The organism is bacterium SCSIO 12696, from assembly GCA_024397955.1.
In the GTDB taxonomy this organism is placed as follows: Bacteria; Pseudomonadota; Gammaproteobacteria; order Pseudomonadales; family Porticoccaceae; genus SCSIO-12696.
Genome location: CP073744.1, coordinates 1,622,843 through 1,635,869, shown reverse-complemented (window position 1 = coordinate 1,635,869; position 13,027 = coordinate 1,622,843). Strand labels below are relative to the sequence as shown.

Here is a 13,027-nt window from a genome sequence, read left to right as displayed (position 1 = left end):
AGAGAGTAAGCAATGACCGACTTAAGCAGAGACGACGAACTGGCTGTAGATGCCTCCAAACTGCAACCGGTGCGGAAAACCCGCCGCCGAGTGCAGGGAGAAAAGCTGCGCGATGCCGACAAGGTAGAGCTGATTCCGGTCAAAGTTGTGCCCACCGAAACCCACCAGCGCAAGCCGGACTGGATTCGCATACGCATGTCCAATTCCCCCAAGGTGGCGGAAATCAAAAAAACCTTGCGTAGTCACAAGCTGTCTACAGTCTGCGAAGAAGCCAATTGCCCTAACCTCAGTGAGTGCTTTGGTGGTGGTACGGCGACGTTTATGATCATGGGCGATATCTGTACCCGCCGCTGCCCGTTCTGCGATGTGGGCCACGGCAAGCCGAACCCACTGGATGTGGATGAGCCAGTAAACCTGGCCAAAGCCATTGCCGACATGAAGCTCAAGTACGTGGTGATTACTTCTGTGGATCGCGACGATTTGCGCGATGGTGGCGCCCAGCACTACGCCGATTGCATTCGCGAGGCGCGGGTGCTGTCACCGAATCTGGAAGTTGAGGTGTTGGTGCCGGATTTCCGGGGCCGCATGGAAATTGCCCTGGATATTCTGAGTGCCACGCCGCCGGATGTGTTTAACCACAATCTGGAAACCATTCCCCGCTTGTACCGTGAAGCGCGTCCCGGCGCCAACTACAAATGGTCATTAAAACTGTTGCAGGAATACGGCCGACTCAACCCGCAAGTACCCACCAAATCCGGCTTGATGGTGGGCCTGGGGGAAACCAAGGACGAGCTGCTGGAAGTGTTTTACGAAATGCGTGAGCACGATATCGACATGCTCACTGTGGGCCAGTACCTGCAACCCTCCAAAGACCACTTGCCAGTGGATCGCTTTGTGCACCCGGATGAATTTGAAGAATACGCCGAATACGCCTACTCCATCGGTTTCAAACACGTGGCCAGTGGGCCGTTGGTGCGTTCCTCCTATCACGCCGATAAACAGGCCCATGGGGAAGAGGTGAAGTAACGGGCTGCGCCACTGGTTTCGCGCAGTACCCCAGCCATTCTATACCCCACTCAAAAATTTGCTTGTGGCAGCGATCAAAACCGCTGCCAGATGGTCATAATTGGGTTATCTATAAAGAGGATATACGATGGCAGAGTCAACCACTTACGTACCTCCCAAAGTCTGGACCTGGGATTCTGAAAACGGCGGTGAATTCGCCAGTATCAACCGCCCCATCGCCGGCGCAACCCACGATAAAGAACTGCCTGTCGGCGCACACCCATTGCAACTCTACTCACTGGCCACGCCCAACGGTGTCAAAGTTACCGTGATGCTGGAAGAGCTGCTGGCTGCTGGCCACACCGGTGCTGAATACGATGCCCACCTGATACGTATTACTGAAGGCGACCAGTTCAGTAGTGGCTTTGTTGGCATCAACCCCAATTCCAAAATACCGGCCTTGGTGGATCGCAGTGGTGCAGAACCCGTATCTATATTCGAGTCTGGCGCCATATTGTTGTACTTGGCGGAAAAATTTGACGCATTTTTGCCGGCTCCAGAAAAACGCCATCAATGCTTGTCTTGGCTGTTTTGGCAAATGGGCAGTGCCCCTTACCTGGGTGGCGGCTTTGGTCACTTTTACCACTACGCGCCAGAACGGTTTCAGTACCCCATTGATCGTTTCACTATGGAAGTAAAGCGCCAGCTGGATGTGCTGGATCGGCATTTGGCGGACAACCACTATCTGTGTGGTGATGATTACACCATTGCCGATATCGCCATCTGGTCCTGGTATGGCAATCTCATACTAGGCCGCTTATACGAAGCCGCTGAATTTCTGGATGTAGCCAGTTACCAGCATGTCACTCGCTGGGCCAAGGAAATAGACGCCCGACCTGCTGTGCAAAGAGGGCGGATGGTGAACCGCACCTGGGGGGAGCCTGAAGAGCAACTGCATGAGCGCCACAGTGCCGAGGATTTTGAAACCCGTACTCAGGATAAGTTAGCAGCTGAGGTAGAGTAAAAACAGGCAATAAAGCTCATTTAAAAAGCGAGACAAAACTGCTTAACAGCCAATTCCTTTAGGGCTTTTCGCTAGGGCATTTCTTCTGGTGTTGGCTTTTCGCAGCATGCAATGCTGCCTATTGAACTCTACTTAATGCACATTGAATGTTCACAAGCCCAGGCTTGGCAGTTTTTTCGATGGTAATTTGATCAACAGAAATACTGTGTTGGTTCGTTAACTTCGACACCAAGTTTATGGCTTTTTCAAAAGACACTGTGCTGAGCCAAATCCTCAGTCCGTCTTTTTCAGGTTGCATCCGATTGATTTCTAGCTTTAGGCCTTTGGCCGCCCCTGTAACCGCTTCCATTAGTGGCGTGTCAGACACAGTTTGCTGCGGCTGACTGGCTAGCAGCTTTACCTTAGGAGCGTGTGCACTCACCCATTGGAAAAGATCAACTTGTTTTGCAAGTCGGCTTTTTCCCGATTGATAATAACTGTGTACAGGAATCAATATCCCGTAGATTGTGATAAGGGCAGCAAAAAATACGGTTAACAAAAGTAGCGCCTTTTGATCTCGGTTATCGAGCTCTTTGTATCGCTGCTTTAAACTACTGATATTCATCCCTTTATCCTTGCCCTGAAACAGATAGGCGTGCAAGCACTCCAGTATCATTAGCTGTACTGGATAGTACCTCAGCGGTTAGCGATTGTTGTTCTAATTCTTTGCGTAATTTATTGATTGTTTCATTGCTACTGCTTTGGACTTCCAGTTGCAAAGTGCCTTGTTGTTGATCGAAGCGGATGTGTCGAATCTGGTGTGGCTTTTTTAAAGCCGGTGCACATTGAGCTAAAAGCGTTAAAAATCCGTTGTTAGACGATGTGCCAGTCTGGTTTTTTAAATACCCCTCCATGCGACGCTTTATATTTTCGGTATTGCTGGTGGTCGGTATTGTTTTTAAGAACAGATCTTCAGCTCGTTCTTGAAAGGAATCTGCTTCTTTATGAAAGTGCCAACCAGCGGTTAAAAAATAAGCCAGCATCAATAAAAAAGATGCTGCAAGGGAGCTAATAGCTATTTTTTGCCATTGCCTTTGAGAGCTGCTGTTTTCGGGCCGATAGACACCTTGAAGCAAGTTGAGTGCATTCTGATTATCCGCGGTGAGGGCGGTGGCAGACAGTGGTTCTGCTGAATCACGGTATAAGTTTTGAGAACCCTCACCAGAGGATGGTAAACGTGCTGCTATCAACTCCAGTTGGTCGCTTTGCAGAACAGTCCCTTTGCCATCAGAAAACCTCAGTAATGTTCTAGATCCTTGTTGGCATTGATTTAGAGTGCTCCCTGTCGGGATAGGCAGCAGTTGATAATCGGCGTAAGCAGCGGCTGGCTTAATTCCTTGTGCATCCAGTTGCTCCAGGTAGCCGTCCAGGCATCTTTTGTTGATCGCCAGTGTATGAATAACACCATTTTTAATATGACTGTGCGCAATGTGTACATTCTCTACCGGCTCGGCCAATTGTTCTTCGAGCAAAAACGGCAGAGCTTTAAGAGCCCCTCGATTGGGCAACGTAATAGTGGAGCAATGGATATGTTCACCAGGGAGTATTAGAATAGCCTGGTATACGTTTTTGTCTTTCAAAGATTCGGCGATTTCAGCCAACGGTCCGGTATCAGGCAGGCTTAAATTCGCTTTTGCTGCACTTGCCAATAGGCGCACATGCCCCTCTGGCAGTGATGGCTCAAAATACAGAGCTAGACTGTGTTCCGTCTTTTTCATCCGGAGATTCCGTGAGTTGTCCTGGCTCGGAAGCATCAAAGGCTTCTTGTGTATTGTGTCGTATTGGCAATCCGCTGGTGCGGTCCCACAGTGTCAATGTTTCTGAGTCATGACCAATATTGTATCTGGATTTCAGCGTTACTGTGCGCTCACCATATCTTGCAGTTATCAGAATCGCATACCAATGAGATTTTACTGTTAAGACGGAGCTGTCTAGTTCTATACCCGCGGTTGCTGCGGACTGTAAAAAGGATTCGACACTTTGAAACCCTTCAAGACTTTCGCTATTGGATGATTCCACAGGTACGGCCAACAAGCTATCGCGATTGCTGACCACTTGCTCACCGTCGAGGTTGGGTGCAATGGCGTTTATTACGGTGGCAGAAGCCGTATTTATATTAATTGGGAGTGGAATGGGTAATGACGACACATAAGGCTTCATCCTGAAAACTGTATCTTTGCTGGCACCAGCCAGTGCCTGCAATTGATGATAATCAGTGATAGGGCGATTGGCAGTTCGATAGCTGGGCTGTAAGTATTGGTAATGATTGTCTTCAACACCTGAACCTGTAGGTTGGCTATCGGCATCTATCCAATCCCGCAATGGTTCAATCACTTGGGGTGCGCCTTGCTGCTGAAACAAACGTCGAACTACTGCCGGATAACCGCCGTCAGCAACAATATTGTTGAGATTGATGCGGCTTTGTAGATCTTCTGTGTTTACCGTGATACGTCCTTGACTCGTGGGGTAAGTGCGTGTCAGGAATAATGTATTAATGGGTTTTTTTTCTGTTAATGCCTGTTGCAATTTGATGTGTGCCAAAGCTTCAGCACCCAGAGCATGTTGCCAAGCCTGTGCATCATCGACTATCCATTGTGTGCGCTTCAGGCTGGCCTGATTGTTGCCAATCATTTGAGCTGTCAAAATAGTGGCAATGGCAAATACCAGTAACGTACTGATTAGCGCGACTCCAGATTGATATTTAGGGAGCGAATAAGGCGGCTGATGTATGCTGTGTCTAGCTTCCGAATTTTTATTCATCGACTAATTCGCCCATTGCAAACGTACGCGTTATGTCGCCAAACACTTCACTGCTAATGCGAACAGTAATAGCCAGTGGCAATGGAAATTGAGACCGTGCCAGTTGATCTGGTGTAAGGTCATTCTCACTGGTATCTAGAGCGCTGCTGCTGGTAGGCCAATGACTACGAGGTATGCCAGCGCGGTCGATAAAACGAAACTCTATGTCTGACACATTGGGAATCAGAACCTGTTCGTAATGCTCCGTGTCTCTACTTCGATCCAAAGCTGGCCAATAAGATCGGAGCAAATGTGTTTGTTTGTTGTAAGAACTTTCTTTGATATTGCCCACCCGGTACGCCACTCGCTGCAGTGTCCCGCGAGCCTGATGTGTTGGGTTGTCCCAACCATTGCGAGTAAAAGTGAGCGCATAGCTGGATTCCAAAGTACTTATGGCGGGTTCCACTTGAAAGTATTCATTACGAATAGGGCGTATGGCGAGATTTCGCAAATCTCTTGCTAATACCCACATGCCTCTTTGCATCTCTGCAAGTGCAGTGTCGCGCTGTTGAACAGTCTCATGGGATTGCAAAACTTGATTCAGTAGTTGCCATGATCCAAACCCGATAACGCTAAAAATTGCCAGTGCCACAATAATTTCCAACAAAGTGAACCCTTGTTGTCGATAACGCCTTATTGTCGAGTGTTTGCCCATCATCGCTCTCGAAAATAGCCAGTCAGTTCAATTACTGGTGGGGCATTGCGGTCTGTGCGCACCTGTGTAGTTACTTTGCGTAGTTTGGGTTCCACAGTGCTCATAGTGTCGGTGCGAATATGCCACTCTCTACCAGCCAGTTGAGCCCGACTATCCTGTGTGCCGATACTTGGCCAAAAAGGCTTTAGGCGTAATTCTGCCAACGTGTTTTCTGCTACCCAGGTGGCGAATACCTTATCTTCAAGATGAGCTTGTTGACGCACGCTGGAGGAATTGTTTTCCAGAACGATCAGCGCCGTTACTGAAAATACCACCAAAGCGATCATCAGTTCTAACAGAGTAAATCCTCGCTGAGTGCCTCTAGAGCTACTCTCCATCACTACTCTGCCTCAAAGCGACCCTGCCAAGACCATCGCCTTCTATCACCCACGCTACATGATTAGGGCGTTTTAGCAGTAATTGAAATGGGGTGTACTCTCCGGAGTTCAAAAACACGATATCAGGCGTTGGGGGCTTTTTTTGTCTGTCTGACCCGTTAGTGTTGTCGCCATCGTCGGTCGGGAGTCGCTTGGGTTGAGCCAAGTATAGGGTAGAGCCGCTGCCAAGCTCAGTGGTAGCAAATAGTTTTTCTGAGCTGTTTTTCCAGCTGCCGAGTTTGTATTCCATTACTTGATACTGGCCCAGCCGTGTGTCCACGTAGAGCCCATAGGTTTTCTGTTGAAATAGTGATGCGTCGGCGGCGTGCTGAAGTATTAGTAATAACCGATCCGCTTGGCTGCGAAACTCCCTTTGCCCAACTACTCCAAAGGATAGAGTAGCCGTAGCAACCAGGGTGCCGATGATAAAGATCACTACCAGCATCTCGATCAGGGTAAACCCCATCGAAAACCTGTGTCCTTGGTAAGGTAGTGCCATTACCCGCTGAGCCATAGAGAGTTACAACTCCCAACTATTAATATCTTTGTCGTAATCGTCACCACCTTCTTTGCCATCTGCGCCGTATGAAAACAAATCATATTTGCCGTTAGAGCCCGGGCTCAAATATTGGTAGCGATTTCCCCAAGGATCATTGGGGAGCTTTTTCAAATAGCCCTCAGGATTCCAGTTTTTGGCTTCGGGAAACCCGCTAGGGCGATTCACCAATGCACTTAAACCCTGATCCGTAGACGGATAATTATTGTTGTCCAAGCGATACAAATCTAAAGCGTTACCAATGGAGCGAATGTCGCTTTGCGCTGCCTTCACTTTAGTCTCGTCGGCACGTCCTAAAAATTGTGGCACTACTAGTGCACCTAAAATGCCAATAATGACGACTACCACCATAATCTCGATTAAAGTAAAGCCTTGCTGTTCCTTTTTAATAAAAAGAGTTGAGTTTGTGCGTGTCGGAATTTTATTGTCCATTGGGTTACCCCACAATTTGGTTCAAGTTGAGAATGGGCAGCATAACTGCCAGTACAATCGCCAGAATAAATCCACCCATCACCACTAAAGTGACAGGTTCCAAAAAACCCACCAGTGTGGCTACGATACGCTGTAGTTCTTTTTCCTGGGCAGTGGCCGCTTTTTCCAAAAGTGTAGGCAGTTCACCGCTGGCTTCACCACTGGCGATCAGATGCAGCATCATAGGTGGGAAATAGCCACTTTGGCTCAGAGCACGGTTCAAACTTGTGCCTTCGCGAACGAGCTTATTTGCCTGTTCCAATGCCCTTTGAAATGCACGATTGTTCACGACAGATTGGGCAATGTTCATACTTTCTACCAGGGGAATACCGCTGTTTGTCAAAATCGCAAGAGTGCTAATATAGCGAGCTGAGTTACCACCGCGGCTGAATTTTTTCACAAACGGCATGGTCAGTATTTTTTTATGCCATTGCAGCCGAATCGAAGGCCGTTGCAATATCGCTCGAAGCAGCAAGATGAGCAATAAAACCCCAGTTAATAGCCAACCTCCCTGTTGGGATAGAAAATTACTCACAGTAACTAAAATTTCAGTAATCAATGGTAGCTGTTGGCCGGCATCTGAAATCGTATCAATGATGTCTGGCACTACATACACCATCAGCCCCACCACAATCGCCAATGATAGGGTTAACAACAATACAGGATACAACATTGCCAGCTGTATTTTTTGTCGAAACTCCAGTTGTGCCTCGGTGTAATCCGCCAGGCGATTCAGCACGGCGTCCAAATTGCCAGATTTTTCTCCTGCAGACACTGTAGCGCAAAAAAGAGCAGGGAAGGCGCGAGGGAACTGCTGCATACTGCCCGCTAGCGTATGGCCTTCTCGCACCAGTGTACGAATTGCTGTTAACACCCTGCGTACACTGTGTTGCTCGGTTTGATTGGCGGTTGCAGACAAGCATTCTTCGATGGGTAAACCTGCTTGCAACAGAGTGGCCAGTTGCCGTGTCGCCAGCGACAAATCAGATGTACTGATTCGGTGGCCAGAAAAAAAGCTATTTGTTGGTCGCTGCCTGGTTTCATCCACAGACAGCGGAATGAGTTGACGGTCACGCAATACTTGCCTTGCAGAGCGTAGGCTGTCTGCCTCCAGCACTCCTCTCTGTCGGCGTCCGCTGCTATCCATTGCCTGAAAATCAAAGGTGGGCATTAGGCTTCCTGAGTGACCCTTAAAATTTCTTCAAGGGTGGTTTCTCCCGCTAATACACGACTACAACCGTCACTGAATATCCCCGCGCTGTTTTGTCTAACATGGCGAGTAAGCTCTGCTTCAGAAGCTTGGTTATGAATTAAGGTGCGCAGGGTATCGTCAACAATGATCAGTTCGTAAATGCCAGTGCGTCCTCGATAGCCTTGGGAGTTACACTCTTCACAGCCTTTGGCGCGGTAGATAGTAGGGGCTTGCCCATTAACCTTGAGTAATTGACACTCACTGGAATCGGCGGTGTGTGGCTCCCTGCAGTGTGTGCAAAGAGTACGCACTAATCGCTGTGCTAATACCCCCACCAAACTGGAAGACAGTAAAAATGGCTCCACACCCATATCTTCCATACGTGTGATAGCGCCAACAGCGGTGTTAGTGTGCAAAGTCGATAGCACCAAATGCCCGGTCAAACTTGCTTGAATGGCAATCTGTGCAGTTTCCAGGTCCCTGATTTCTCCGACCATGACAACATCAGGGTCCTGTCGCAGCATAGCCCTAAGGCCACGGGCAAAGGTCATATCTGTTTTCAGGTTTACCTGTGTCTGACCGATGCCCTCCAAATTGTACTCAATAGGGTCTTCGATGGTGAGAATATTTTTCTGACCATCTTCGATGCGAGTTAACCCTGCATAGAGCGTGGTAGATTTACCGGAACCAGTAGGGCCAGTGACCAATAAAATTCCATGGGGGCGGTTTAACAACGAGCCTAATAGTTCGCGATCCTCTTTGCCCATGCCTAAAGCTTCAAAATCAAGGCGACCTGCTTGTTTATCCAATAAGCGCAAGACGATTCGTTCACCATCACTGGCTGGCATGGTGGATACGCGAATATCTACTTCGCGTCCGGCTACTTTCAAGGCGATACGTCCATCTTGGGGGATGCGTTTTTCAGCAATGTCGAGTTTTGCCATTACCTTGATACGTGAGACCAACAGGGGAGCCAATGCCCGCTTGGGTTGCAGCACCTCCTGCAATACCCCGTCTACTCGAAAGCGCACCAACATTTTGGCTTCAAAGGTTTCAATATGAATGTCTGAAGCGTTTTGGCGTATGGCTTCGCTGAGCAAGCTATTGAGCAAACGAATTATAGGGGCTTCGTCTTCCTGCTCCATCAGGTCTTCGGCTTCAGGAACCAGCTCCGCCAGTGCCGTCAAATCCAGGCTGTCGCCAATGCCGTCGGCCAGCTCTTGAGCGGAGTCACTTTTTTGATCATAGATATCGCGCAAGTGTTGGTTGAAAGCTGATTGGTTCAGCTCTGTAAGCCTGGCTGTTACGCCAGCAAACCGTTGCGCCTCACAAATGGCATTAAGGTGTGTTTCGGCTGTAAAAAACACTTCCGGGCCAGCTGTCAGCAGCACCTGATAGCGTTTGGCAAAAGAGTAAGGTAATGGGGCTATGCTCATGGCTTTTGAGCATCAGCTTGCGGTGTATCCCCTCTCTTGGGTTTCTGGGGCGGGAGCTTTTCAATTTTCGGCAGGAGTGGCTTATCTTGCAGGATGAAAAAGTTCTCAGTCTTCTTGTCAAAATGCAATTGCTGATTGCGGATACTGTCGTAGCGTTCTCTGGAGTATTGAGCCAGTGCTGCGTTATTGGGCAAAATCTTTGGGTGGATAAAAACCAATAAATTCGCTTTGGTTGCCGTAATACTGGTACTTCTAAAAAGACGGCCCAGAAGAGGGATGCTGCCTAATACCGGAACTTTGTTTTTGGTTTCGGTAAATTCATCGCGCATAAGCCCGCCCAATACCAATACTTGATCGTCGCCAATCAAGACACGAGTTTTGATTTCCCTTTTGTTGGTAACAATATCTGCAGTTTCCACGGGGGATTGAGTAATACTCTCCACAGACTGCTCAATATTCAGTGTGACTGAGTTGTTATTATTCACACGAGGTGTAACGGTTAGAGTCAGGCCAATGTCTTCCCGGGTAATTGTGTTAAATGCGTTCAGATCTCCAGGGCGCTGTTGCTGGCCAGTCAAAAAAGGCACTGTGGAACCTACCAAAATAGACGCTTCTTCATTATCCAAGGCTACAATAGTAGGGGTGGATAAAATGTTCGCGTCGGTTTCCCCAGACAGGGCATTAAGTACAAACTGCAGGTTGTTTCTGCGCAAATAGCCGAATGATAAGCCACTGCCCAGTACGGGGTTGCCGCTATCATCGAGGCTAAATGGTGTTAGACCACCGGGAAAATTACTGAACCCACCGAGTACATCGGTTTGGCCACTGGGATTGTCAGACTGCCATTGAATACCCAAATTGTGTGCCAAGTCCTCATTGACCTCTACAATTAGTGCTTCTACCAACACCTGAGCACGAGGTACATCCAGTTCTCGAATAACACCCTTCATAGTCGCCAACAGAGAAGGGGGCGCGGTAATAACCAAAGCATTTAATTGGTCGTGAGGTTCAATACTAACGGCTACATCGGCCAATCCCTGATCCTTGGATTTTTTTTGTTCACTGCCACTCACACTTTGCAGCAGTGGCACCAGATCTTTGGCATTTGCGTATTGAATGCGAATTACCTGGGTATTGCCTTGCCCCTGTAGTGGCTGATCCAAGCGCCCAATTAAAGTACGAATCTGCTGGCGTGATACTGGATCACCAGTCATTAAAATACTGTTGGAGCGTTCGTCTACGGCCAGTGTGAAAGAATTAACAGAGCTTTCTCCAGATTGCTTGGGCAGCAGCTTTGATACAACATCACTCACTTCTCGAGCGGATGCAAACTCCAGCGGGATCAGCTCAATATCGATGATACCGCTTTTATCCATGCTGTCGACGATATCCATAACCTGTGCAATCTTGTTGGCACGCTCTGCCACAATCAGCATATTGGTTTGTGGGTAAGCGGCGACGTAACCAGATTGGGGAATCAATGGGCGCAACAAATTCAGCAGATTGTTTGCTGAGATGTTTTTTACCTTGATGACTTTTACAACCAGCTCTTCTCCCTTAAGGGGCTGGCCATCTGGTGACATAGGGAGTGAGGAGGTTTTGGCGCCAGCGACGGGGATTACTTTTAATGAGTCACCGCTATCAATGACTGCAAGGCCGTGTACTTCAAGAACCGACAGAAAGACTCGATAGGCTTCTTCTCGAGTCATACTGTCGCCAGCCAATACAGTAACTCGGCCTTTCACATTGGGGTGAAGAATAATATTTTTCTGAGTAACCCCTTGGGCCCAGCGAATTAAGTCCACTACATCGGCATTATCTAAAGCCAACATAATGCCTTTATCGGCTGATGAGTCAGTGCCCTGCTGAGCAAGTGCAGGCGGAAGGGATATTGCCAAACAAATGGTGATCAGCAACAACTGGTGTAGTTTATTAACCATGCTGGGTGCCTATTATTTTCGGTCTCTCAGGCGTTTTAAGCGTTCTTTGAGTTCGTCGCGTGAGGTCGCAGTGCTGGCAAGAACAGGAGTGATATCGGGAGCGGCGACGGAGTTAGAGGTGGCAGAATCTATAGTGGGTGAATCATTTGCTAATTGTTTCCTGGCTACAATACTCTGGTCCGTGTCGGATCCTGTATGCGCCTCTTTGTCCGGTTGTCTGGCCAAGGCTTGGTTCTGAATACTCTTGATATCAGGGGAAATACGCGGAAACAGCAAAACTTCGTCCCGTCCATTGCGCCTTAGTACAACAGAGTTTCTGGTCACGCCGACAAGTTCTGCCCCGCCGGGTACAGTTTCACCACCAAAATAGCGTTTCGATGGTTTGCTGCCATCGGCAATCAGCGCGCTGGCACTTTTATGATCAGAGTGAGAGAAGGTTCCGATAAGTCTGAGGTTAAGCCGAGTCAGGGGGATATTTTTAACAGGTTTGGCCTCAGGTGTTGAGGGTTTGACCTGAACAACACCAAATAGCTGGGCCATTGGTTTTACATCGAATACATGGGGTGTGAGTTTGTTGTTTGACTCAGTGGGTGGCGAGGGTTTGCCAGTAAAGCCGTATTCGTCTAACTCATTGCTGATGCGCCAGTCGGCAAGTGCGGTAAAACCAATAGCTAAAGACACAGCCAACCACACAGCAAATGTGGTCAAGCGGTATACATTGGTATTTGATTGCCAATTAGCACTCATGGAGTCCTTCCGGTCCCTTTTCCTATTAAAGCCTTTGATTGCGCTAAAGGTGGTAGAATAGCTCTTTGCTAACACATAGCAGTTTACGCTAACTCACCCCCTCTTGGTGAAATCAACATGAATTGTAGGCTAATTATTCGAATTTTCACAGAGCTTATGCGTTGCTAGCTACTTATCCTTGACTTCATCTTTTACCTTATCAGAGCTTACAGTCGTTGTTTGTTGGTACCCGTTGATGGGTGTTGGGAACAAGAAGCTGAGTTTGTTGAGGTCTCCATAAACCTCACACAGCATCAAAAACTGGTGCAGTGCAATTCTGCCAGAGCTTTCAAATTTCCGAATGGTGGCTGCCGGTACACCGGTGAGTGTAGCGGCGGTGTTTCGGCTGTGGCCAAAAAGTTCCCGTCGTTGACGAACTATTTTCGCTAAAAACTCAAGATTTTCGTGAACGGTCAAAATTGACATTGTGGTATCAAATGGAGGCTTTTTTATTATCTTTTTTGATACGGTAGTATCAAAAATTCTTATTCTTGCACTTCAGTGGTGCATCAGTTTGTTTGAACACAAAAAATAAGATGCTCAGCTTGCTAAAAAGTTGCCTGCCATGGTTTGACACACCCAAAACCCAAGTCTATACATTTAAGTATTCGTCTCACGGATCACAGGAATGTTGAGGCGTAGGGAGACGGCGCATTGCTGCGTTTACGAAAAGGTTTCGGATTGGGGGGTTGTAAGGATGTTGGTCTG

At 48.1% G+C, this 13,027-nt stretch carries 13 protein-coding genes and 1 pseudogene; 2 read left to right on the top strand and 12 right to left on the bottom strand.

Annotated features, from left to right (window positions below; all coding sequences use genetic code 11):
- Positions 1-12 precede the first annotated feature (12 nt).
- Together lipA and yghU are read left to right on the top strand one after the other, a co-directional pair.
- Positions 13-1,026 carry a lipoyl synthase gene (lipA, locus tag KFE80_07475; protein ID UTW44244.1) on the top strand — a complete coding sequence of 338 codons (1,014 nt, stop codon included), beginning with the start codon at positions 13-15 and terminating at the stop codon, positions 1,024-1,026.
- A gap of 127 nt (positions 1,027-1,153) precedes the next feature.
- On the top strand, positions 1,154-2,029 hold the full coding sequence (yghU, locus tag KFE80_07470; GenBank protein UTW44243.1) for a glutathione-dependent disulfide-bond oxidoreductase: 876 nt from the start codon (positions 1,154-1,156) through the stop codon (positions 2,027-2,029).
- A gap of 118 nt (positions 2,030-2,147) precedes the next feature.
- Here yghU and KFE80_07465 read toward each other — a convergent pair whose 3' ends face one another.
- From KFE80_07465 to KFE80_07410, 12 genes and pseudogenes are all read right to left on the bottom strand, one after another.
- On the bottom strand, positions 2,148-2,633 hold the full coding sequence (locus KFE80_07465; GenBank protein ID UTW44242.1) for a type II secretion system protein M: 486 nt from the start codon (positions 2,631-2,633) through the stop codon (positions 2,148-2,150).
- Positions 2,634-2,637: 4 nt separating this feature from the next.
- A complete protein-coding gene (locus tag KFE80_07460) occupies positions 2,638-3,786 on the bottom strand; it encodes a hypothetical protein (protein UTW44241.1) in 1,149 nt (382 codons plus the stop codon).
- Positions 3,749-4,828: a type II secretion system minor pseudopilin GspK gene (gene gspK / locus KFE80_07455; GenBank protein UTW44240.1), complete on the bottom strand. Its 1,080-nt coding sequence runs from the start codon at positions 4,826-4,828 to the stop codon at positions 3,749-3,751. Before gspK ends, KFE80_07460 begins: the two co-directional genes overlap by 38 nt.
- Entirely contained in the window at positions 4,821-5,459 is a 639-nt protein-coding gene (gspJ, locus tag KFE80_07450; GenBank protein ID UTW44239.1) for a type II secretion system minor pseudopilin GspJ, read from the bottom strand. Before gspJ ends, gspK begins: the two co-directional genes overlap by 8 nt.
- A 62-nt stretch (positions 5,460-5,521) precedes the next feature.
- Positions 5,522-5,899 carry a type II secretion system minor pseudopilin GspI gene (gspI, locus tag KFE80_07445; GenBank protein UTW44238.1) on the bottom strand — a complete coding sequence of 126 codons (378 nt, stop codon included), beginning with the start codon at positions 5,897-5,899 and terminating at the stop codon, positions 5,522-5,524.
- Positions 5,889-6,404 (bottom strand): type II secretion system minor pseudopilin GspH, encoded by a 516-nt coding sequence (gene gspH, locus KFE80_07440; protein ID UTW44237.1) that lies wholly within the window; start codon positions 6,402-6,404, stop codon positions 5,889-5,891. Before gspH ends, gspI begins: the two co-directional genes overlap by 11 nt.
- Before the next feature lie 54 nt (positions 6,405-6,458).
- Positions 6,459-6,926, bottom strand: a complete 468-nt coding sequence (gspG, locus tag KFE80_07435) for a type II secretion system major pseudopilin GspG (protein ID UTW44236.1) — start codon at positions 6,924-6,926, stop codon at positions 6,459-6,461.
- 4 nt (positions 6,927-6,930) lie between these two features.
- Entirely contained in the window at positions 6,931-8,136 is a 1,206-nt protein-coding gene (gspF, locus tag KFE80_07430; GenBank protein UTW44235.1) for a type II secretion system inner membrane protein GspF, read from the bottom strand.
- The gene (gene gspE / locus KFE80_07425; protein UTW44234.1) at positions 8,136-9,593 is read right to left on the bottom strand and encodes a type II secretion system ATPase GspE; all 1,458 of its coding nucleotides are present in this window, start codon (positions 9,591-9,593) and stop codon (positions 8,136-8,138) included. Before gspE ends, gspF begins: the two co-directional genes overlap by 1 nt.
- Positions 9,590-11,533: a type II secretion system secretin GspD gene (gene gspD / locus KFE80_07420; protein ID UTW44233.1), complete on the bottom strand. Its 1,944-nt coding sequence runs from the start codon at positions 11,531-11,533 to the stop codon at positions 9,590-9,592. The genes gspE and gspD overlap by 4 nt, the downstream gene beginning before the upstream one ends.
- A 12-nt stretch (positions 11,534-11,545) precedes the next feature.
- Positions 11,546-12,280 (bottom strand): hypothetical protein, encoded by a 735-nt coding sequence (locus KFE80_07415; GenBank protein UTW44232.1) that lies wholly within the window; start codon positions 12,278-12,280, stop codon positions 11,546-11,548.
- A 249-nt stretch (positions 12,281-12,529) separates the two neighbouring features.
- Positions 12,530-12,745 (bottom strand): annotated as a pseudogene (locus KFE80_07410) (helix-turn-helix domain-containing protein).
- Between the last annotated feature and the right edge of the window lie 282 nt (positions 12,746-13,027).